Origin of the sequence: Sphaerothrix gracilis Ecp01, from assembly GCF_030405905.1 — a bacterium.
Taxonomy (GTDB): domain Bacteria; phylum Cyanobacteriota; class Cyanobacteriia; order Phormidesmidales; family Phormidesmidaceae; genus Sphaerothrix; species Sphaerothrix gracilis.
Genome location: NZ_JASATW010000008.1, coordinates 1 through 20,575 on the forward strand (window position 1 = coordinate 1; position 20,575 = coordinate 20,575).

Consider the following 20,575-nt stretch of genomic DNA (forward strand, 5'->3'; position numbering starts at 1 on the left):
CCCTTGACCGTGCCCGTGCTCTTGCCCGTGCCCTTGACCTTGACCTTGCCCTTGCCCTTGCCCGTGACCTTGCCCTTGCCCGTGACCTTGACCGTGACCGTGCCCTTGCCCGTGACCTTGACCTTGCCCTTGACCTTGCCCGTGACCTTGTCCTTGCCCGTGCCCTTGACCTTGCCCTTGACCTTGCCCGTGACCTTGCCCGTGACCTTGCCCTTGCCCGTGACCGCGATTTAACAACTAGTAAGGACTTTGAAAAAATTAGAGCCTATTCTGTTCTAACATCCATAATTTGGGATTTGTTACTGTCAATCAACCAACGCGCTCTCAGCAACAAAAGATTCTTGAAGAGATTTAGTATATCGCAGACTGATGTTTCTAAAAGAGTACGTGAGTGTGAGAAAAACAGTAATTCGGCCCTTAAACTGTATGTGTTCTTTGTACTTCTCGATGAAAGACGAAAAGGAAATATGCCTGCTTGGGAAGGAATTCGGATTGTGAGAGAGCGAGTCAACTAAACAAGTGAGCCTCAAAAAATACGGTAGGGTGCTGTCAGCGCAGCGTGACGCACCCTCTAAAGCTTGTCTACGGTTGTAACAGCCTATAAAGATTGCTCAGAGTTAATTCTTTCTTAGTACATGCGAACTAAGATGAGCCTGTTCATTCTTTGAGGACTGGGTTATGAGCGATCGCTTCAAGCAACACGGTGCCCTGAGCTGGTATGAGCTGACAACCTCAGATGTGACTGCCGCCCAGCAGTTTTATCAGACGCTATTTGGCTGGGAGATGAAACAGGGACCCGTCAACGGTGTTGACTACACAGTGCTTTCCCTTGACGGGCAGGACATTGGCGGCATGATGCAGACGCCGCCAGACGCCCCCGCAGATATGCCACCTCACTGGGGACTGTACATCACGGTTGATGATGTCGATGCCTCAGCTCAAAAAGCGCTAGATTTGGGTGGCAAAGTTTGTATTGAGCCGATGGACATTCCTGAGGTTGGCCGCTTCGCCCTGATTCAAGATCCCCAGGGGGCCACGCTTTCAGTGATTAGCTATAAAACCGTTTAGGCTATCCGTCTGAGCGTCCAATCAGCTAAACAGCAGCGGCCTGAAAGATTTCATCTACAGTCAGCCCCAGATCTGGAAAAATAGCCGATTCAAGCCGCTGCTCCGAAACCAACCGTCTTCGGGCACCCAGGTAATAAACTCTTCAAAGCTGAGAAAACGGCGGTTGGCTGCTTATACCATACCCTCAACCTGCTGGAAAGTGCAGTAGAGTTCTAATATAGCTGGCTGTTGCTTTTCTCTCTGCCCTATGAAATTTTTTACCAAGCCTGGGCCGGAACTGGCCGATCGCGTCCCCCCCGGACAGCACCTCACTAATGGCTTTCCGGTGCTGACCTATGGCGATACCCCCAAAGTTGATACGACTGACTGGTCGTTTGAGGTGAGCGGTTTGGCAGCGCCCCAAACCTTCACCTGGGACGACTTTATGGCAATGCCCCAAAGTGAGTTTACGGCTGACTTTCACTGCGTTACCACCTGGTCAAAACTTGATGTCCAATGGCGCGGCGTCAAGGTGACCGACTTTATGCAGCAGATTGAGGTTGATCCTAAGGCTGTGCACGTGATGGAGCACTGCTACGGCGGCTACACCACCAATCTGACCCTAGAAGATTTTGTTCGACCAGAAAACTTCTTTGCTCATACCCTATTTGATCAGCTGCTACCCGCTGAACACGGTGGCCCTATGCGCCTAGTGGTGCCCCATCTCTACGCCTGGAAAAGCGCCAAGTGGATTAATGGCCTGGAGTTTTTGGCAGAACAGCCCCTCGGCTTCTGGGAGCGCAATGGCTATCACCGCCGGGGTGAACCCTGGGCCGAAGAGCGCTACAGCGATCGCTAAGCCTTGCCCTCGAAAGGCTAAAGCTGCCAGTAGATCAGCAGGCTGCAGCGGCCATAGAGCTTTTTCCAGAAAGAGCGCGATCGCCAGGTAGATAGCTCAATTAGCTGGCTTTTAGTAAATGCCTGGAGAAAAAGCTGCTCTAGCTGCTGGATGACCAGCGGCTGGGCGGTGGAGAAGTTTAACTCATCGTTATGGAAAAAACTGCGCGGGTCGAGGTTGGCGCTGCCCAGGCTCACCCAGTCCTGATCAATTAAAATCAGCTTGCCGTGCATCATGCTGGGCTGATATTCATAGATTTTGATGCCGTTTTGCAGCAGCTCGCCGTATAGCTCTCTAGACGCGTAGTAAACATAGGGCTTATCGCTAAGAGATCCCATCGTCAAAATACGCACGTCAGTTCCCTGCCGCGCCGCTTTGATCAAAATTTGGCGGGTGTTTTTGTCAGGTAGCAGGTAGGGACTGGCAATCCACAACCGCTGCCGGGCGGAGAGCGCATAGAGCTGAATCAGGGCGCGAATAGAGGAGCCGCGATAGCTGGGGTCTTCCCCTGCGGTGATCAGCAGCGTTTTACCCTCGGCTGCCGTCTCTGCTGGCCAGTCCTCCATCGCTAAATCTGCGTTCTCGCCAGAATCTAGCCAGTGCTGTAAAAAAATACCCCGTAGTCGGGTAAGCACCGGGCCTACAATGCTGACCTCTGTGTCCAGCCAGGGTTCGCTTTCGCCATTTTCGACGCCATCCCACATATCTGAAATGCCTGCCCCGCCGACCAGAGCCTTCGTCTGGTCAATCAGCAGCAGCTTGCGGTGGTTGCGAGCCAAAAAATCGGTGGGCGATCGCCAGCTAAACGAGTTGAAAAAGCGGACGGCAATTCCGGCTGACCGCAGCTTCTGCCAGTAGCGCTGGGGTAGCGATCGGGCGCCGAAGCTATCAATCACGAGCTGAATCCTTACCCCTTTTTGAGCCTGATCAATCAGGGCGGCGGCAAAGTCATCAGCCCGCTTGCCGGGGGTCATGATGTAGGTTTCAAACTGAATGGAATGGCGGGCACTGCGAATAGCCTTGAGCCGCTCGGCCTGAACTGTGGCAATGTCAGACCAAAAATGAGTGATTTGCCCCGGTAGCTCAATCGAGTCAGATAGGCTGGCGATCGCAGCCATGAAGTGCTGATCTTGAGGGCTAGGAACGTGCTGCAATGTATAGCTCGGCTGCCGCCGGAAGGCGCCGCGAAAATAGAGCACCAGCAGGACGGCCAAAGCTAAAGCGCCAACAATCCCGATCAACCATCCTAAAATCACTTCGGCTTCCTCTGGCCTACAGGTCTTTATAATCTCCTACTTGGCTTTTAAATGGAGGCTCATAGCCAACGCGATCGCCAAGCAATGCCTGCACCTTACTGAATCACAGCGGATTATGTGCTAGCCAAAAGAAATATTTTGCTTCAGGTCGTTTACCCATGCCTCGTCTCCGGCAGACACAGCAGGCTGAATTGCTTGGCTGTAGTCAATCCGCAAATCAAATCCGGCCCGTTCATAAACGCCGTTGAGACAGTCATTGAGATTTAGCAATGGTTCTGAGTCCCCTGACTTCAGCGGCAGCGGAAAAATAGGAATTGACTCACGTAGGCTAGACGCATAGAGATCTGCCTGCGGGCGATCGTCGCTGCGGCTAATTAAAATCCGAAAATCACTAGCGGATGGACTGCCCTGAATGGGCATGGGTTTACCTGCTCGCAACAGGTCAATTTCGACTAAATGAGTCAAGCTGGCTAAGATTTGGTGACGTTTGCTCAAATAGGCATCACGTCCTGCGCCAGGTCGTTTGTTTTTGGGTGACAGCAGCTCCAGCACCGTGATCACGGCCCCAGTTTTAACCTCCCGGATTTCTAGGTAGCGCTCTTGGATCTCGGCAGCGGCTGGCAAAGTCACGGTCAGCGGGGATGCTGCTGGCAGCGTGGCTGTCGGGGTAGTCTCTGCTGGGCGGCTGTCCGGTTTAGAGAATACCGATACGTCTGGAATCCCTACTAGAACACTGTCATCTGCTTCTGCTGTGTAAGTACGCTTTTCTACAGCGACGTAGTAGTGCGGCCGCAGCGGCAAGGCGATCGCGTCTGCGATCGCCACAATCAGGCGGCTGTGAACTTCAGACCAAAAGTCAGGATGTTCTAGATAGGGATTCATCCCTGGGAAAGGAGATGGCATATGGGGGCTGGCCCAGGTGTTTTACTGATACACAATCAGGTCTTGTTCAGGGTTGACGGCGCGATATTGGCGGTAGTCAGCAAAAGAACCGTTGAACTCTAAATCAATATCGACTGCGCTGCCGATGCCATTTTCGATCCGCACGACGCTCACGACCGAGTAATCGCCGCTCGCAACTTCGAGCGGACTGCCGCCGCGAAACACAAAGCGAAAAGTTTCTGGGCCAAGCTGTTGACAGGGAAAGCTATCGACAATGACTGAGCCGTGCATGGCCGGTTCAGCCCGGTAGTTTTGTAAACCGCCATTGGCTCGCTCAGCGGCGCGGCGCGCCAAATTCTTAGCGCCAATCAAGGCCCGCTGCTGCTGCACCGCGTTGGGGCTAGCGGGATCGATCTGACAGCTATTGAGGGCGGTCTCAGGCGTTTCCGTTTGGGCTAAGGCCCATCCTGGTAGACCGACCAGACCCAAAGTGGCGATTGTCAGGAAAATGAGCTTTTTCATCATAGGAGCTAAGTTACGATCTGAATCGGCTTAAACAGTGTAAAAGACAGGTTACTGAGCAGGGATCTGCCTGTAGCGAGGTGGCTGATAGCACCTGGGGTAAACACGGCCTATATCTTGATCACAGCTCAATCCGCTCTTTTTGCTGGTGACCCGTAACGATTCTTAGAATCTGCTGTTTCCCCTAGCAGCCCAGAGAATCCCGCGTGGTGACGCCCGTTTGAGGATTGGTGCCGCTGGCGATCGCGCACAGCTCTTTAACCTGTACCCCGTCTAAAATAGCGTCGCTAAAGTCAGCCCCCGCAATTGTCATCTGGTCAAATGAAGACTGGAGCCACAGCGTTTCTACTAAAACTGCGTCGGTGAAGTCGGCGCGGGTAAAAGCGGCAAAATCGAGCATGGCATTGGTTAAGTCTGCTCCCTTAAAGTTGGTGTCAGTGGCGGTAGAGCCGCTAAAAATCGCCCCGCGAATGTCGGCATTGCTGAAGTCGGTAAATTCTAAGTTGGCATTAGAAAACTCGGCAGTGCGGAGCTGCTGCCCAGAAAAGTCTTGTCCCTGCAGCAGGGCATTGCTGTAGGACGGCGGCGGCGGATAGTCGGATGAGGCAAGGGCGAGGGGAGCGGCTATTAGCCATAACATCGCAACTAAGATAGTCAATAGAGATTTCAGCATAGTCAGGTCAACGTTTATTCTTCATGCTAACGCCGTTCTTTTCCTTGTTTTCGTTAGGCTATAAGCAGGTTTACCGCGCAGAACTGACCCTTGCAGCTTGACTTATTAGCCAATCAGCAGCAGACCGCTAAGCTGGTGCAGGTGCATCAGCGACTCTGTGCGGTTTATGGCTGTCCCATTGCCTATTTTCACAATTTAGATCCACTGAGCGAACTGATATCGGCGCTGCTCTCTCACCGCACCCGTAACGCCCAGTCTGGTCAAGCCTACCGGCAGCTACGACAGGCACTCCCCACTTGGGAAGCTGTACGCGATGCCCCCACTGAGCAAGTTCAACAGGCGATCGCCCCCTGTACCTGGCCGGAGCAAAAAGCGCCTCGCCTTCAGGCTGTACTCCAGCGCATTACCCAAGAGCGGGGCGAACCGCTGTCGTTAGACTTTTTAGCTGATTTACCCGTGCCAACCGCGCGGCAGTGGTTGGAATCTATACCGGGCGTTGGGCCTAAGACCAGTGCGGCAGTGCTGGCCTTCAGCACGCTGCGGCGGCGATCGCTGCCCGTAGATAGCCATCACCATCGGGTGGCTTTGCGGCTAGGTCTGATTCCTGAACAGCTGGCGGTGGGGCCGTCCCATCAGGTTTTAGAAGCGCAGCTGCCCGATCACTGGTCAGCCCAGCAGGTTTACGACAATCATGAGGTGCTGATGCTCCATGGCCAGCAGTGCTGTCACTACCGCCGCCCCCAATGCGATCGCTGTCCCCTGTTGGATTTGTGCCAATATGGGCAAACTCTGGAAATATAAAGGCTTTACAAAAATCACTGAATACTCCCGATTTACTATGAATAAAAGTGTTAGGTGATACATACACAACCAAACGTCTTTTTACTTTTTAAGGCTTGCCGTTCCATGTTTTTGCAATTAGACCGTTGGGAAGAAGCCCTCAGACAGCTTGGAAGCCTGACGCTATCGGTAACGCTGGCTGCTGGCTCACTCATACCGATTAGCGCTGCAGGTGTAGCAGCGCCAGCAGGGGGCTGTCAGGCGGCTAAGGCTGAACCAACTTCTGCCTGCGCGATCGCCCAGGCAGCTTCTTTACCGCCGGCGGTGCCACCCCTACCCGATGCTCTGCCCAATGTTTTTCGGCCAGAATCGTCCGGGATTGTGGGGCTTCATCCAGAACCGGAGCAGGATATAGGCGTTGGTCACCTGCGTCCCCGCAATTTAGAGTTTTTTGAAACCAGCGAGTGGATTGAAAGTCCGCTGCGGGGGGCGGGCTGGCTGAGTGAAGTGGCCATTCCGCTCTACGAATCTCCCGAAGGCCGGCACTGGGGCTGGATTGTCAATGGCTGGCTGGTGCCTAACGGCTATGAGCCGATTGCCATTGGTCGAGATGCTTCTTTTACCATGCTGCAAACCTTCTACGACCTCTTTTCTTTTCCGGTGGTCGAGATGCGCCCTGACGGCTGGTTCCGCTTTCAGTACAGCAGCGCGGGCACCGTGTGGGCCCACAGCTCTCATCTCAGTCTGGGGGATATTGAGCTGACGGTGGAGCTATGGGAAGATCGATTTTTAGAGGTGGGCTGGGTCTATTTCCGCAATCAGGGGGCTGCCTATGCGCTGCGATCGCAGCCCGACACCAGCCAGCCGCTCGTGAGTTCCGTGGGTAATGATAGCTTCATCGTTCCTTTACTGTTTGAAGGCGACTGGATGCAAGTGCGCGTGACGCAGCCCGTCAACGGCTGCGACTTTCTGCCGGGGGCGCGGACGCAGGAGGGCTGGATGCGATGGCGCCTGCCCGATCAGGGACCTCGCGTTTGGTATCCGCCTAAGGGCTGTTAGGATGTTGCCTGATAGCTGGCGATAGGCATGAAAAATTCACCGAACCGATTAGCTAGGTAAATCTTCTATATAGCCCTGTCCGAGAAAGGAAATCTCAGGCAAGACTCTTCTAAGATGGTGGGCAAACGTATTCCTGATAGATGACCATTGGCATTGTGAGCTGATGAAGCGGTTGCTAGAAACTGGCAGAATTACGCACTTGACGAGGTTTTAACGGCTCGTCAGATCCCCCCGGCTGTCGCCACCCCCTGATCCAGGGCGGGCAGGAGAGATCTTATCCCTCCTACTGCTGTTTTGAACTCTGAACTGCGTAATTTTTAACTGGCTTATTAAGCTCAGGTAATTGTGCTTGGCCGCTATTAGCTATGCTGTCGATGCCCCACCCATTTGGCCGCTTCTACCGGATCAGTGCCAGTTTCGGATAGTTTTAAGTAAGTATTTCAGTCTACCAGTTGAAATATTCAGGTCAGTTTGAACTTAAGTTTTTGTCGCTTTCATTTCAGTAGAAAAGCAAAATGAAACTGCGTTTTTTCCCAGCCCTCACAGTAGGCGCTTTAATCATTATGGCTGCAAGCTGCACCCGCCAGTCAGCTGTGAATTCTACATCGCCAGCCATACCCTCAGAAACTAAAGCTAACTTAGCCGCAACGCTGACTCAAACCGCCCCCTTGCCTCACCTCAATCTCGACGAACAGGGACGGGCTTTGCGAGGCTATGATCCGGTGGCCTACTTCGTTGAAAATACGGCAGTGATGGGATCAGCCGAATTCACCTTTGAGTGGGAAGGTGCTGTCTGGCAGTTTACCAGCGCCGAAAATCGTAATTTATTTGCCAGCGCCCCCGCCGATTATGCCCCTGCTAACGGTGGCTACTGCACCTTTGGCGTGGTACTCGCTAAAAAGTTTGACGGCGATCCTAATACCTGGCTGCTTCACGACGGGCAGCTCTATGTCTTTCTAAATCCGGAGGTTAAAGACAAGTTTTTACAAGATGAAAGTGGTAATCTCGCAAAGGTAAACAGCAACTGGCCCCGTATCCGAGATAAAACTCCTGCAGAACTAGAGCAGCTTGGCTAAACAGTGATAGTTTTTCCAGACTGCACACCGTTAGCGCTTAAGCAGCCGTTTTCTGTTGTCTGGACTATGTGGAGGCGATCGCGCCAATGAGGCGAAAAAGACTTAAACTCGCCCGCCAGTTCTCTCTACTGGCTGTTGTCGCCCTCAGCCTGACAGCGGCGCTGGCGCTCTTGGATTTTCGCGGTAAAGCCAGAACCAACAAAATTTTAGCCCAGCAGGCTGAGCTACTCGATGTTCAACAGCAATTTTCGCGGCTAGAGCGTGAGCTGCTGACGGCGCGTCTAGAAGAAGAGTCCGGCATTGTCCGGCAGCACCAGCTTGCTGCATTTGATTCCTTTCAGCAGCGCTTACAGCTAGTTCGATTCCTAGCCCGGCACCTGATTGAAACCAGTGAAGATACGGCTCTTGTAGACAACACGACAGTGCTGCTAAAAAACCTGCAGCAATACGAAAACGCCGTCATGCTGACGCTGACAATCCTACAGCGTATGGGATTAGGCGATGAAGCCGGACTGCTCAACGAACTGGCCGCTTTGCAACAGCAGATCCAGGCGGATCTGACTGCTGTGGCCGATCAGCAGCTCATGCTGAAGTTCACCCAGCTGCAGCTCTACACTCAAGACTTTAGCGCCAGCCTCAACATGAAGCTGGCTGAGCAGCTTTTAGCTCAGGCTGCCAGTCTGCAAACAGCGATCCGAGAGAAGCCGCTGCCGCCAGAAACTCAGCAAAGTCTGCTAGCAAATACGGCTCGCTACTATGACCTGCTAGAACGGCTCATCAGCGATACGGTTGAGCTAGAGCTGACAATCTCAGATAGCGCCCTGCAGTTTGATCAAATCCTGCCCAGTCTGGTGCAAAATCAGCAGGTTGTAAACTATCTCCTTGAAGAAACGGCTAATCACCTAATTCGGCAACAGCAGGTTTCCAAGCTGCAGGCAATTACGGTTTTTAGCCTAGCTTTTTCAGTTTTGCTGGGGTTCGTTGTCTATCAGGTGCAAAGCGCTCATCAGCTCATTAGTCGGCTGCAGCAGCTAGCAGAGGGTATGCGCGAGGTCGCCGCCGGTCATGCGGTGAAGCAATCTAAACTGCCCCAGGGAGATGATGAAATTGGCCGACTGGGCACTACCTTTCTGTCAATGGCGTCGCAGATTCAGGTGCAGATTGAAACCACTAAGCAGGCGCAAATCAAGGCTGAAGTGGCTAACCAGTCAAAGTCGCAGTTTCTCGCTCATATGAGCCATGAACTACGTACACCCCTAAATGCAATTTTGGGATTTACCCAGCTCATGGGCCAGGATCTGTCGCTGACAGCTGAACAGCGATCGCAGCTTGATATTATCAATGCTAGCGGTAGCCATCTGCTAGATCTAATCAACGATGTGCTAGATATGGCCAAGATTGAGGCTGGCAAGGCCAATATCACTGTGGCCCACTTTGACCTGCTCAATTTGCTAGAAACGCTCGAAAAAATGCTGCAGCTCAAAGCAGAAGCCGCAGGACTCAGGCTGGTTTTAGAGCAATCACCCAGTCTGCCCCGCCGGATTAGCACTGACCAGCGTAAGCTGCGCCAAATCTTGCTAAATCTGCTCAGCAATGCCGTCAAGTTTACGGAACAGGGACAAATTACGCTACGGGCCTGGGCCGAAGCGCCGGATCTTCAGACTACTCCCCAGCAGCAAAAGCTTTGGTTTGAAGTGAGTGATACAGGGGTAGGCATTGCATCCCCGGACATTCCTCATCTGTTTGACGCCTTCAAGCAGGGTCAATGTGGTCGGCAGGCTACAGAAGGAACAGGTTTGGGCCTGACTATCTGCAAATACTTTGTTGAGCTGCTGGCTGGAGAAATTTACGTCCGCAGTCGATTGGGCGAAGGCACAACCTTTTGTTTCTACATTCAAGCGGAGTCAGCCATGTCCCAGTCAACGTCTGCGCCTGCTATGCCGTCTCAGCCAGTTGCAGTGAAGCTTGCCCCCAATCAGCAGCCCTACCGCATTCTAGTGGTGGAAGACGATCGCCTGAGCCGACTCCTGCTGACTCAGTTGCTCAAAAATGTGGGCCTACAGCCGCGCGAAGTCGGCAATGGTGAGGAGGCGGTTGCCGTTTGGCAGAGCTGGCGACCTCACCTAATTTGGATGGACATGCGGATGCCCGTGATGGACGGCTATGAAGCGACTCGGCGGATCCGGCAGCTAGAGGGAGCAGCGGAGGCGGCCTCGACGAAGATTATTGCGCTGACGGCCAGTGCCTTTGCGGGAAGCCAAGCAGAAATTTTGCAAGCAGGGTGTGATGACGTTTTGCATAAGCCGTTTAAGCGTCAGGTGATTCTAGAAAAGATGAGTGAGTATCTGAATATCCGCTATCTCTACCAAACGCTACCTCAGACAGATGCCCTGGCAATGTCGCCGGATGCTATCCCTGAACTAGTTCCCAAGCGGTTGCGACAGATGCCGATGGCATGGATAGAGAAACTGCATCAGGCTGCAGGGCTAGCAGATAGCAACGCGATCGCAGAGCTGATTGGTCAAATTCCGGTGGCTGAGAAGGCCCTGATTTCAGCGCTCAAGGCACTAGATGAGCGTTTTGCTTACGAGGCTATTCTAGAAGCAACGAGAGTTCTAATTGCCCCGGTTTCTAGCTATTCGATGGATAAGCTAATTTAAAATCTTCCCTCCTTATGGAAACGCCAACCTCTCTCATGCCACTCGATGATTCAGGGACTGCAGCCAATATTCTGGTTGTAGATGACAAGTCCAACAACGTCAAGCTGCTGTCTAAAGCTCTCAAGGCTCATGGGTACTCCGTCAGAGGCGTCCTCTCTGGCAAAATGGCGCTGCGAGCCATTGATGTGCTGCCCGATCTAATTTTGCTAGACATCATGATGCCGGAGATGGATGGCTTTGAGGTCTGTCAGCAAATCAAGTCGATGCCCAGGACGCGCCACATTCCGGTCATCTTTCTCAGCGCGCTGAGTGATACCGAAAACAAGCTTAAAGCCTTTGAGATTGGCGGGGCTGACTACATCACCAAACCGTTTCACATCGAAGAGGTCTTAGCGCGGGTAAACCATCAGGTACAGCTCCAACAGCTTCAGCAGCAGCTCTTGGACAAGTCTGCGCGGCTGAAAGAGCAAAACCAGCAGCTCCAGCAGGAGATTCAGGAACGGCTGGCAGTAGAAGCGGCTCTGCGCCAATCAGAAGCGCGGGAGCGGGAGCGCTCTAATGAGCTGCAGCAAACGCTGAAGCAGCTACAGCTAACGCAGACCCACCTAATTCAGCAGGAGAAAATGTCAAGTTTAGGGCAGCTAGTAGCGGGGATTGCCCATGAAATCAACAACCCGGTCAGCTTTATCTATGGCAACTTGAAACATGCTCGCTCCCACGCGGCTGACCTGATAGCGCTGATCGAACGCTATCAGCAAGTGCTGCCGACGCCGCCTGCAGATTTACAGGCTGCCATTGAGGACATTAATTTAGACTTCATTGCGGAAGACTTTCCGAAGCTAATTACTTCGATGGACGTGGGGGCTGGCCGGATCTGCGAAATTGTCCGATCGCTGAAAACTTTCTCTCACCACAGCGAAGCCGAACTTAAGTGGGTCAACATTCATGAGGGGCTAGACAGCACGCTAATGATTTTGCAAAATCGCTTCAAAGCCAATGGTTCTCAGCGAGCGGTTGAAGTGATTAAAGAATATGGAGATCTGCCTCTAGTCGAGTGCTATCCCAGTCAGCTCAACCAGGTATTTATGAATCTGGTTTCCAACGCTATTGATGCGCTAGAAGAAATTCGGCTTACAGCGGCGACTGCCCTGGAATTGGCAAAACAGCCAACGATTCGGATTCGGACTCAGCTGACGGGCGATCGCCGCGTGGCTGTCTATATCGCCGATAACGGGCCGGGCGTGCCGCTTGCAGCCCAGCAAAAGCTATTTGATCCGTTTTTCACGACGAAGGAAATTGGCAAAGGCACCGGATTGGGGCTTTCAATTAGCTATCAGATTGCCGTCGATCAGCATGGGGGTGAGCTGCGCTGTGTTTCCGCGCCGGGTCAAGGGGCCATGTTTGTGATTGAGGTGCCGCTGGAGCAGGGGAAGCTGGAGCAAGAGGACATCCGGGGACGCGGAGAGGCGGTGACAACACGGGGAGGTGATGGGGCCAGAGGTGTTGAGCGAGAGGAGGAGTTGCTGACGGGATCGGGTGCCCAACAGGGCGTTTTGGGTCTTAAGAAGCTGCACGATTAGCCGAGAGGTAGGCAATTGGGCGTAGAATGGGGCGGAATGTACGCCGTGTGACTATGAGCGGCAAAAGCTTGCTCTAGAGTAGTGGCGGCTAGCTTATCCTCGAAGGAGTGCTGCATGAGTTATCGCATGGATCGCCGCGCCTATGCGGAGACGTTTGGGCCAACTGTAGGCGATCGCATTCGCTTAGCCGATACCGAGCTAATTATTGAAGTTGAGCAGGACTATACCCCTTACGGTGATGAGGTTAAGTTTGGCGGCGGCAAGGTGATCCGGGACGGGATGGGCCAGTCGCCGATTACCCGGGCGGACGGCGCGGTAGATATGGTGATTACCAATGCGCTGATTCTGGACTGGTGGGGCATTGTCAAAGCCGATATTGGCATCAAAGACGGCAAAATTGAGCAGATTGGTAAGGCCGGCAACCCTTACATTCAAGACAACGTTGACATCATTATTGGGCCAGCAACTGAGGTGGTCGCTGGCGAGGGCATGATTGTGACGGCGGGGGGCATTGATTCCCACATTCACCTGATTTGCCCGCAGCAAATCGAGACGGCGATCGCCTCTGGCGTCACCACCATGCTGGGCGGCGGCACCGGGCCAGCCACGGGCACGAACGCCACCACCTGCACCCCCGGCGCTTGGAATATTTGGCGGATGCTGCAGGCGGCGGATGCTTTTCCGATGAATTTAGGCTTTTTGGGCAAGGGCAACAGCGCCAAGCCAGAAGGGCTAGCCGAGCAGGTACGGGCCGGGGCGATGGGCCTCAAGCTGCATGAAGACTGGGGCACTACGCCAGCGGCGATCGATACCTGTCTCAGCGTAGCGGATGAGTTTGACGTGCAGGTAGCCATTCACACGGACACCCTAAACGAAGCAGGCTTTGTAGAAAACACCATCGCCGCTTTCAAAAACCGGGTGATTCACACCTATCACACCGAGGGCGCAGGCGGTGGTCACGCCCCGGACATTATTAAGGTTTGCGGCGAAGCCAACGTGCTGCCCTCCTCGACCAATCCCACCCGGCCCTATACCCGCAACACCCTAGATGAACACCTGGATATGCTGATGGTCTGCCACCATCTCAGCCCCAGCATTCCAGAAGATGTTGCCTTTGCTGAATCTCGCATCCGCCGCGAAACCATCGCCGCTGAAGATATCCTGCACGATCTGGGTGCCTTCAGCATGATTGCCTCCGACTCGCAGGCCATGGGCCGAGTCGGAGAAGTGATCATTCGCACCTGGCAGACGGCTCACAAAATGAAGGTGCAGCGGGGGCCACTGGCGGCAGACAGCGATCGCAATGACAACCACCGGGCCAAGCGCTACATCGCTAAGTACACGATTAACCCGGCGATTACCCACGGCATTGCTGATTATGTTGGCTCTCTGGAAGCCGGCAAGCTAGCGGATATCTGCCTGTGGAAACCTGCCTTTTTTGGCGTTAAGCCAGAAATTGTGATTAAAGGCGGCGTGATCGCTTGGGCCCAGATGGGCGACCCGAATGCCAGTATCCCTACCCCCCAGCCAGTCCACATGCGACCTATGTTTGGCAGCTATGGCGGCGCGATCGCGGCGACTTCTCTCAGCTTTGTGTCCCAGGCGGCGGCTGAGGCAGGGGTCGCGGCAGACATTGGCCTTTCTAAGCCAGCGGTAGCGGTGTCAAACTGTCGCAATCTCAGCAAGGCCGACATGAAGCTCAATGCAGCACTGCCCCACATGGAAGTTGATCCAGAAACCTATGAGGTGCGGGCAGATGGCGAGCTGCTGACCTGCGAACCGGCTGAAGTGCTGCCAATGGCGCAGCGGTACTTTCTATTTTGACGGGCGATCGCTCGTTCTGTATGCCCCGCTGAGGGACGCTGCTGACAAGCTATAGCCCAGACAGCCTCAACTGCCTGGGCTAACTTCGGCATGAGGCTAGAGACTACTGCTCTCGAATCAGACGCAGGTAGTTTTGCTTAAGCTGAATGTGATTTTCGCTAATGCGCTCGGACAGGTGCTTTTCTACCTGGCACATTTCCTGCCAGAAAGTAGCCGATCGCTGGGTTGAAACATATTCTTTCCACATCATCTGCATTAGCTCGGCAGCTTCCGGCTGGCTAGCGGCTAGCTGCTCATAGGCCACCTGAAACTGGGCCTGGGCCTGCTGGCCATTAGCGGGATCTTTCGCAAGCGCGATCGCTTCTCTCAGGGCATCGGCGGGGGCTTGAACAGTGGCGTGATTCATAATTTCGTATCCTAAACGCGTAACAACAAAAAAATCAGATTTTTAAGTGGAGGCAAATTCTTATAGAATCTTCACAGAGTTTATACAGCGATTTCAGCGATCGCGCAAAGCCATATTTGAACAAAATTAGTGGTGATATTACCCATACAGGGCTTAAAGTGCTTGCCGATTAAGGCTTTCAGCATACGGTAATTTACCCAATCATATTTTCTAATCACTGGCTCGACGCTGACGCAACTGCCTAAAACAGCTGAGCAGGTTTACAAAACTCTAAAATAACATGCAGACTCAAGGGCTACTGGACTGTTATGGGTAAACAGCGCATCCTCTCCGGCATTCAACCGACAGGGCAGCTTCATCTCGGCAACTATCTCGGCGCAATTCGTAACTGGGTGGAGCTGCAGCAGACCTATGACAGCTTTCTGTTCATGGCCGATCTGCACGCCATCACCGTCCCCCACGACCCGCAAAAGCTGGCCGAAAATACCTACCAGGTGGCTGCCACCTACATTGCCTGCGGCATTGACCCGCAGCAGGCCACAATCTTTGTCCAGTCCCACATCTCTGCCCACAGCGAGCTGGCCTGGCTGTTCAACTGCATCACGCCGCTCAACTGGCTAGAGCGGATGATTCAGTTTAAGGAAAAAGCGGTCAAGCAGGGAGAAAACGTCAGCATTGGCCTACTAGACTACCCGGTGCTTCAGGCCGCAGATATTTTGCTCTACGAGCCGGACTTAGTGCCCGTGGGTGAAGATCAAAAGCAGCACTTAGAGTTGACCCGCGACATTGCCGCTCGCCTCAACTACCAGTTTGGCCGCGAAGAGGCTCCGATTCTCAAGATTCCAGAGCCCAAGATTCGAGCTGAGGGGGCTAGGGTCATGAGCCTGACCGACGGCACTAAGAAAATGTCTAAGTCAGATCCATCGGAGATGAGCCGCATTGACCTACTGGATCCGCCAGCGCTCATAACTAAAAAAATTAAGCGGGCTAAGACCGATCCCAGTCGCGGCCTAGAGTTTGACAACCCGGAGCGGCCTGAGTGCCACAACCTGCTAGGGCTGTACACGCTGCTATCAAATCAGACTAAGGCGGCAGTCGCCGCCGAATGCGCCGACATGGGCTGGGGCCAGTTCAAGCCGCTGCTGGCCGAGACGGCAGTGGAGGCGCTGAAGCCAATCCAGGACAGGTACCACGAGCTGATGAGCGATCGCGCTTATCTAGAAACAACGCTGCGTCAGGGTAAAGAAAAAGCCGAGGCGATCGCCCAGGAAACCTTAACTAAAGTCAAAGCGGCACTGGGCTTTTCTCAAGCGCTCTAGTCAGGCGGGATCGGTATTGCGATCGCGTCATAAGTTTTTCTAACCGCGATCGCAATACCCTGCTCTTGTCAGATGTCCAGTCCTCTATTTGAATGTAGACATAATAAGTGAACTTATATTAAGCAGGGAGAAGCCATGTACATTGTGCAGATTGCCTCCGAATGTGCCCCGGTGATTAAAGCCGGGGGGTTAGGCGATGTGGTTTACGGCCTTAGCCGCGAGCTAGACAGTCAGGGCCACTGCGTCGAGCTGATTCTGCCGATGTACGACAACATGCGCTACGACCATGTTTGGGGCATGCATGACGCTTACCGCGATCTATCGGTGCCCTGGTATGGCGGCGCGATTCACTGCTCGGTCTTCTGCGGCTGGGTACATGGGCGGCTGTGCTTCTTTATTCAGCCCCATTCTGGCGACAATTTCTTCGACCGAGGCATTTACTACGGCGCACCAGATGACCCGATGCGCTTTGCCTTCTTCAGCAAGGCCGCGCTGGAGTTTTTGCTGCGCTCTAACAAGCGCCCGGATATTATTCACTGCCACGACTGGCAGACGGGCCTCGTTCCGGTGATGCTGTTTGAGATGTACGGCTGGCACGGCATGGGCGACCAGCGGGTGTGCTATACCATTCACAACTTTAAGCATCAGGGCGTTTGCGGGCCGGAGGTGCTGCGGGCAACAGGACTTAACCGCGACGACTATTACTACCGCTTAGACAAGCTGCGGGACAACAATCACGATGCCATCAACTTCATGAAAGGAGGCATTGTCTACTCCAATCACGTCAACACCGTCTCGCCGCATCACGCCTGGGAAGCTCGCTTTAGCCCTATTGGCTGCGGCTTACAGCCCACGCTTGATGCCCATCACTACAAGTTTGGCGGCATTCTCAACGGCATTGACGATACGATTTGGAACCCCGACAGCGATCGCTATACCCCCTTCCACTACGATCAAGACAGCTTTGAAGACAAAATTCTCAATAAGAAGGCATTGCGGGAACAGTTGCTGATGAAAGAGGCTGACAAGCCCCTAATTGCCTTTATCGGTCGGTTAGATCAGCAAAAAGGGGTGCACTTAGTCCATCACGCCCTGTACTACGCTCTGAAACGAGAAGCGCAGTTTGTGCTGCTGGGATCGGCTACAGAACCGGGCATCAACGATTGGTTCTGGCACGAAAAGAACTTCCTCAACGAAAATCCAGACTGCCACTTGGAGCTAAGCTTCAACGAAGAACTGGCCCACCTAATCTACGCAGCAGCTGACATCATTGTGGTGCCCAGCAACTACGAGCCTTGCGGTCTGACCCAGATGATTGGTCTGCAGTACGGCACAGTGCCTGTTGTACGGGGTGTGGGAGGTCTGATCAATACCGTCTTTGACTGGGACTACGACCAAAATCACGCCCAGGCAGAACGCAACGGCTTTGTGTTCTATGAGTCTGACTACACGGCGCTAGAGTCAGGCTTAGGCCGCTCCCTAGATCTCTACGACCAAAACCCCGAGCTTTTCCGCCAGCTAGCGCTGCAGGGCATGGCGTATGACTATACCTGGCATAACCCTGCCAAGCAGTATGTAGGCGTTTACGAGCATATCCGCGCCTAGGGTGAGGTGGCTGAAAACGGGCTGTAAGTCCCACCCAGATTTTCCACGATCGCCCGCGTGTTAGACACCATCATTTTGATGTAGGTGTCACCGTCGCTGCCGGGAGCGCCAATGGAGTCGGAATAGAGTTCGGTGGGGGCTAGTTTGACCCCGGCTTCGGCGGCGACCGTAGTGATGAGCTGAGGGTTGATAGTAGTTTCAGCAAAGATGGCAGGCACGCCCTGCTGCCTAATAGACTCTGCGAGCTGCTGCACGGTGCGGGCGCTGGGCTGTTCTTCGGTGCTGATGCCAATTAGGGTGCCTGCTACTTCTAGGCCGTAGGCATCGGTGTAATACTGAAAGGCATCGTGGGTCGTAATGAGCTGGCGCTGAGCGGCGGGAATGGTTTGGATCTGAGCCGTGATCCACTGGTCGAGCTGCTGCAGTTCGGCAATCAGAGCGGCAGCATTTTCAGTAAAGATGGCTTCGTCTGCCGGGGAAAGCTGAATCAGCTCGTCTCGAATAATCTCCACCATTTGAACTACATTAGCGGCGCTGCCCCAAACATGCGGATCGGGGACAGTGCGGCCCTGGTAGTCAAAATCTAGCGGTGTGACCACTTCACCTACTGCAACCTTTCTAGCCCCAATGCCGGCGGCATTCATAATCTTGATCAAGTTTGGCTCTAGGTTGTAGCCGTTATAGAGAATCAGCTCCGCCTCTTCAAAGGCGATGCTGTCTGCTGGCACAGGCTCGTAGATATGGGGATCGGCCCCCGGCTCCAAAATGCCGACTAAATCAATTTCATCAGCGCCAATCCGGGCCGTCCAGTCGGTAATCATGGTGCTGGTGGAGACGACGTCGGGCCGATCATCGGCTGACTCTTCCCCTGATGACTGGCAGCCGCCTAGACCAATGAGGCTGGCTATTAAACCAGCCGCGACCCAATGAGTGAATGCTCGCATGAACTGTAACTCGCTTTCATAATCTTTTCATTTTTTTAGAGTACAATACTTTTCATGATCGTTTCATAATTGCGATCGCTATTTAATGGTGCCGTCTATGGCATCCCTGTTGAGAGCATTCTGGAGATTTACCTCATGGCCGATAGCGCCGCGATCGCTGTTGATCACCTCAGCGTTAACTACCGCAGTTTGCAAGCCCTGCGCAATATTAATTTTTCAGTGCAGCCCGGTCAGCTGGTTGGCATTTTTGGGCCGAATGGAGCGGGGAAAAGTACGCTGGTGAAGGCCATGCTGGGTCTGATTCCGGTGGTAATGGGGACGGTGCATTATGGCGATCGCCTGCTAGTGGATCAGCTAGCGCAAACGGCCTATGTGCCTCAGCGATCGCAGATTGACTGGACCTTTCCGGCAACGGTGTGGGATGTGGTGCTGATGGGCCGGGTGAAGCAGTCCGGCTGGTTCAATCGCTTTTCGGTGCCAAGTCGCCGGATTGCGACTGAAGCCTTAGAGCGGGTGGGAATGAGTGAATTCCGCAATCGCCGGATTGGCGCTTTGTCTGGCGGTCAGCAGCAGCGGGTGTTCCTAGCCCGCGCTTTGGCCCAGCAGGCCGATCTGTTTTTCTTTGATGAACCGTTTGTGGGTGTGGATCAGAAGACCGAAACTATTTTGTTCCGCATCTTTGGTGAATTAGCTAGCGAAGGCAAGATCGTGATGGTGGTCAATCACGATCTAGGCGAATCCATTACCCATTTCGACCAGCTTTTACTACTCAACCGAGAGCTAATTGCCTACGGTCCGCGCCAGCAGGTATTCACGACTGAAAATATGATGAAAGCCTATGGCGGACAGGTGCAGTTCTTCTCGCAGGCCGCGTAGATTTGCCGTAGTGGCGCGGCACAGCTAAATTTGGAGCTTTTGTAGGTTGGTCGTTGAGCCTAGCAAAACCCAACCTCGGCAAGGGCCGGTCGCGTCAGTAGGGTAGGCATTGCCTACCAAGAGCCAAGAGTTGAGACAGTAAGCGAAGCCTATGGATTGGATTGCGCCTTTGACTGAGCCATTGCAGTACGCCTTCATGCAGCGATCGCTCGTGGTTGCAGTGCTGGTGGGGATAATTTGCTCAGTGGTGGGCAGCTATCTGATGGTGCAGCGGCTAGCGCTGCTGGGAGATGCCATTAGCCATTCGCTGCTGCCAGGATTGGCGATCGCCTTTATGCTAGGCACTAACATTTACGTCGGGGCGTTTGTGGCCGGGGTAATCAGTACCGTTGTGATTTCGCTAATTCATACGCGATCGCCCGTTAAAGAAGATGCGGCAATGGGCATTGTGTTTTCGGCCTTTTTTGCCAGCGGCATTATCCTAATCACCCTGATTCAGAAAGACAACAAGATTGACCTCAATCACTTCCTGTTTGGCAATATTCTGGGGGTGACGCTAGGAGATGTGCGGGATACGGCCCTGATTGTGGCGCTGGTGCTGCTGTGCGTCTTTTTGTTTTACAAAGAGCTGCTGTTTTACAGTTTTGATCGGCTGGGGGCGCAGGCGGCAGGGCTACCTGTGAGCTTGCTCAACTCTGGGCTGATGGTGCTGATTGCCCTGACAATTGTAGCGAGTTTGAAATCAGTGGGGGTGGTGCTGGTGCTGTCGCTGCTGATTACGCCTAGCGCAGCGGCCTATCTGCTGGTGCCGAGACTGCATCAGGTCATGTTTTTAGGCTCAGCGATTGGGGTCGTCTCTAGCGTCAGCGGTCTATACCTGAGCTATTACGTCAATTTACCTTCGGGGCCAGCGATCGTGATCGTGGCCTCTAGCCTGTTTTTCTTGGCGCTGCTGCTTAGCCCTAGCTATGGCCTGCTGACCCAGCCTCAGAGCCGCTCGGTGCAGCTTCCCCTCTGGCGGGATATTAAGTCGCTATTTCGGTAGGGAATAATTCTTGATTGAATTCAGGCTAATCTCTAAACTCAGCTGCCTCATGCAGACTAGATGAAATGACGGGGCGCGATCGCATGTCTGTCCGCTAAATGTCGCAGAGCCTCTACGGCAAAT

At 53.6% G+C, this 20,575-nt stretch carries 19 protein-coding genes; 13 read left to right on the forward strand and 6 right to left on the reverse strand.

The window, feature by feature from the left end:
• The 3 genes from QJQ48_RS10275 to QJQ48_RS10285 form a co-directional block, all read left to right on the forward strand.
• A partial coding sequence (locus QJQ48_RS10275) for a hypothetical protein (RefSeq protein ID WP_346291140.1) occupies window positions 1-515 on the forward strand: 515 nt, incomplete at its 5' end.
• A 163-nt stretch (window positions 516-678) separates the two neighbouring features.
• Window positions 679-1,068 carry a VOC family protein gene (locus tag QJQ48_RS10280; RefSeq protein ID WP_346291141.1) on the forward strand — a complete coding sequence of 130 codons (390 nt, stop codon included), beginning with the start codon at window positions 679-681 and terminating at the stop codon, window positions 1,066-1,068.
• A gap of 247 nt (window positions 1,069-1,315) precedes the next feature.
• A complete protein-coding gene (locus QJQ48_RS10285; protein ID WP_346291142.1) occupies window positions 1,316-1,906 on the forward strand; it encodes a sulfite oxidase-like oxidoreductase in 591 nt (196 codons plus the stop codon).
• A 17-nt stretch (window positions 1,907-1,923) separates the two neighbouring features.
• On the opposite strand, the gene QJQ48_RS10290 is transcribed toward QJQ48_RS10285, so the two are convergent.
• The 4 genes from QJQ48_RS10290 to QJQ48_RS10305 form a co-directional block, all read right to left on the reverse strand.
• On the reverse strand, window positions 1,924-3,201 hold the full coding sequence (locus QJQ48_RS10290; protein ID WP_346291143.1) for a phospholipase D-like domain-containing protein: 1,278 nt from the start codon (window positions 3,199-3,201) through the stop codon (window positions 1,924-1,926).
• A 120-nt stretch (window positions 3,202-3,321) separates the two neighbouring features.
• A complete protein-coding gene (locus QJQ48_RS10295) occupies window positions 3,322-4,104 on the reverse strand; it encodes a DUF4058 family protein (RefSeq protein ID WP_346291144.1) in 783 nt (260 codons plus the stop codon).
• A 21-nt stretch (window positions 4,105-4,125) separates the two neighbouring features.
• Window positions 4,126-4,608, reverse strand: a complete 483-nt coding sequence (locus QJQ48_RS10300; RefSeq protein ID WP_346291145.1) for a hypothetical protein — start codon at window positions 4,606-4,608, stop codon at window positions 4,126-4,128.
• Window positions 4,609-4,789: 181 nt separating this feature from the next.
• A complete protein-coding gene (locus QJQ48_RS10305; protein WP_346291146.1) occupies window positions 4,790-5,245 on the reverse strand; it encodes a pentapeptide repeat-containing protein in 456 nt (151 codons plus the stop codon).
• A 123-nt stretch (window positions 5,246-5,368) separates the two neighbouring features.
• On the opposite strand from QJQ48_RS10305, the gene QJQ48_RS10310 reads away from it, so the two are divergent.
• The 6 genes from QJQ48_RS10310 (at window position 5,369) to ureC (ending at window position 14,257) form a co-directional block, all read left to right on the forward strand.
• A complete protein-coding gene (locus QJQ48_RS10310) occupies window positions 5,369-6,079 on the forward strand; it encodes an endonuclease III domain-containing protein (RefSeq protein ID WP_346291147.1) in 711 nt (236 codons plus the stop codon).
• Between the two features lie 105 nt (window positions 6,080-6,184).
• Complete coding sequence (locus tag QJQ48_RS10315; RefSeq protein ID WP_346291148.1) at window positions 6,185-7,117, forward strand: hypothetical protein; 933 nt, start codon at window positions 6,185-6,187, stop codon at window positions 7,115-7,117.
• Window positions 7,118-7,632: 515 nt separating this feature from the next.
• On the forward strand, window positions 7,633-8,193 hold the full coding sequence (locus tag QJQ48_RS10320) for a YHS domain-containing (seleno)protein (RefSeq protein WP_346291149.1): 561 nt from the start codon (window positions 7,633-7,635) through the stop codon (window positions 8,191-8,193).
• Window positions 8,194-8,279: 86 nt separating this feature from the next.
• On the forward strand, window positions 8,280-10,853 hold the full coding sequence (locus tag QJQ48_RS10325; protein ID WP_346291150.1) for an ATP-binding protein: 2,574 nt from the start codon (window positions 8,280-8,282) through the stop codon (window positions 10,851-10,853).
• A gap of 14 nt (window positions 10,854-10,867) precedes the next feature.
• Window positions 10,868-12,433 carry a hybrid sensor histidine kinase/response regulator gene (locus tag QJQ48_RS10330; protein WP_346291151.1) on the forward strand — a complete coding sequence of 522 codons (1,566 nt, stop codon included), beginning with the start codon at window positions 10,868-10,870 and terminating at the stop codon, window positions 12,431-12,433.
• Window positions 12,434-12,547: 114 nt separating this feature from the next.
• Entirely contained in the window at window positions 12,548-14,257 is a 1,710-nt protein-coding gene (gene ureC, locus QJQ48_RS10335) for an urease subunit alpha (RefSeq protein ID WP_346291152.1), read from the forward strand.
• Between the two features lie 103 nt (window positions 14,258-14,360).
• On the opposite strand, the gene QJQ48_RS10340 is transcribed toward ureC, so the two are convergent.
• Entirely contained in the window at window positions 14,361-14,663 is a 303-nt protein-coding gene (locus QJQ48_RS10340) for a hypothetical protein (protein ID WP_346291153.1), read from the reverse strand.
• A gap of 308 nt (window positions 14,664-14,971) precedes the next feature.
• Between QJQ48_RS10340 and trpS the strand changes: the two genes are divergently transcribed.
• Both trpS and glgA read left to right on the forward strand, forming a co-directional pair.
• Window positions 14,972-15,982 (forward strand): tryptophan--tRNA ligase, encoded by a 1,011-nt coding sequence (gene trpS, locus QJQ48_RS10345; RefSeq protein WP_346291154.1) that lies wholly within the window; start codon window positions 14,972-14,974, stop codon window positions 15,980-15,982.
• Window positions 15,983-16,117: 135 nt separating this feature from the next.
• Entirely contained in the window at window positions 16,118-17,587 is a 1,470-nt protein-coding gene (gene glgA / locus QJQ48_RS10350; protein ID WP_346291155.1) for a glycogen synthase GlgA, read from the forward strand.
• Here glgA and QJQ48_RS10355 read toward each other — a convergent pair.
• A complete protein-coding gene (locus QJQ48_RS10355; RefSeq protein WP_346291156.1) occupies window positions 17,584-18,531 on the reverse strand; it encodes a metal ABC transporter solute-binding protein, Zn/Mn family in 948 nt (315 codons plus the stop codon). The two genes, glgA and QJQ48_RS10355, sit on opposite strands and share 4 nt — an antisense overlap.
• A 135-nt stretch (window positions 18,532-18,666) precedes the next feature.
• Between QJQ48_RS10355 and QJQ48_RS10360 the strand changes: the two genes are divergently transcribed.
• Window positions 18,667-19,407: a metal ABC transporter ATP-binding protein gene (locus tag QJQ48_RS10360; protein ID WP_346291349.1), complete on the forward strand. Its 741-nt coding sequence runs from the start codon at window positions 18,667-18,669 to the stop codon at window positions 19,405-19,407.
• 151 nt (window positions 19,408-19,558) lie between these two features.
• Window positions 19,559-20,452: a metal ABC transporter permease gene (locus tag QJQ48_RS10365; protein ID WP_346291157.1), complete on the forward strand. Its 894-nt coding sequence runs from the start codon at window positions 19,559-19,561 to the stop codon at window positions 20,450-20,452.
• Window positions 20,453-20,575: the final 123 nt, after the last annotated feature.

What these genes read in the sequence shown, in the direction of transcription:
- QJQ48_RS10355 (WP_346291156.1), bottom strand. Translation starts at nt 18,531, where the DNA reads ATGCGAGCATTCACTCATTGGGTCGCGGCTGGTTTAATAGCCAGCCTC.
- QJQ48_RS10340 (WP_346291153.1), bottom strand. Translation starts at nt 14,663, where the DNA reads ATGAATCACGCCACTGTTCAAGCCCCCGCCGATGCCCTGAGAGAAGCG.
- QJQ48_RS10320 (WP_346291149.1), top strand. Translation starts at nt 7,633, where the DNA reads ATGAAACTGCGTTTTTTCCCAGCCCTCACAGTAGGCGCTTTAATCATT.
- QJQ48_RS10285 (WP_346291142.1), top strand. Translation starts at nt 1,316, where the DNA reads ATGAAATTTTTTACCAAGCCTGGGCCGGAACTGGCCGATCGCGTCCCC.
- QJQ48_RS10280 (WP_346291141.1), top strand. Translation starts at nt 679, where the DNA reads ATGAGCGATCGCTTCAAGCAACACGGTGCCCTGAGCTGGTATGAGCTG.
- QJQ48_RS10365 (WP_346291157.1), top strand. Translation starts at nt 19,559, where the DNA reads ATGGATTGGATTGCGCCTTTGACTGAGCCATTGCAGTACGCCTTCATG.
- QJQ48_RS10300 (WP_346291145.1), bottom strand. Translation starts at nt 4,608, where the DNA reads ATGATGAAAAAGCTCATTTTCCTGACAATCGCCACTTTGGGTCTGGTC.
- QJQ48_RS10305 (WP_346291146.1), bottom strand. Translation starts at nt 5,245, where the DNA reads ATGTTATGGCTAATAGCCGCTCCCCTCGCCCTTGCCTCATCCGACTAT.
- QJQ48_RS10330 (WP_346291151.1), top strand. Translation starts at nt 10,868, where the DNA reads ATGGAAACGCCAACCTCTCTCATGCCACTCGATGATTCAGGGACTGCA.
- QJQ48_RS10360 (WP_346291349.1), top strand. Translation starts at nt 18,667, where the DNA reads ATGGCCGATAGCGCCGCGATCGCTGTTGATCACCTCAGCGTTAACTAC.
- ureC (WP_346291152.1), top strand. Translation starts at nt 12,548, where the DNA reads ATGAGTTATCGCATGGATCGCCGCGCCTATGCGGAGACGTTTGGGCCA.
- trpS (WP_346291154.1), top strand. Translation starts at nt 14,972, where the DNA reads ATGGGTAAACAGCGCATCCTCTCCGGCATTCAACCGACAGGGCAGCTT.
- QJQ48_RS10295 (WP_346291144.1), bottom strand. Translation starts at nt 4,104, where the DNA reads ATGCCATCTCCTTTCCCAGGGATGAATCCCTATCTAGAACATCCTGAC.
- glgA (WP_346291155.1), top strand. Translation starts at nt 16,118, where the DNA reads ATGTACATTGTGCAGATTGCCTCCGAATGTGCCCCGGTGATTAAAGCC.
- QJQ48_RS10325 (WP_346291150.1), top strand. Translation starts at nt 8,280, where the DNA reads ATGAGGCGAAAAAGACTTAAACTCGCCCGCCAGTTCTCTCTACTGGCT.
- QJQ48_RS10315 (WP_346291148.1), top strand. Translation starts at nt 6,185, where the DNA reads ATGTTTTTGCAATTAGACCGTTGGGAAGAAGCCCTCAGACAGCTTGGA.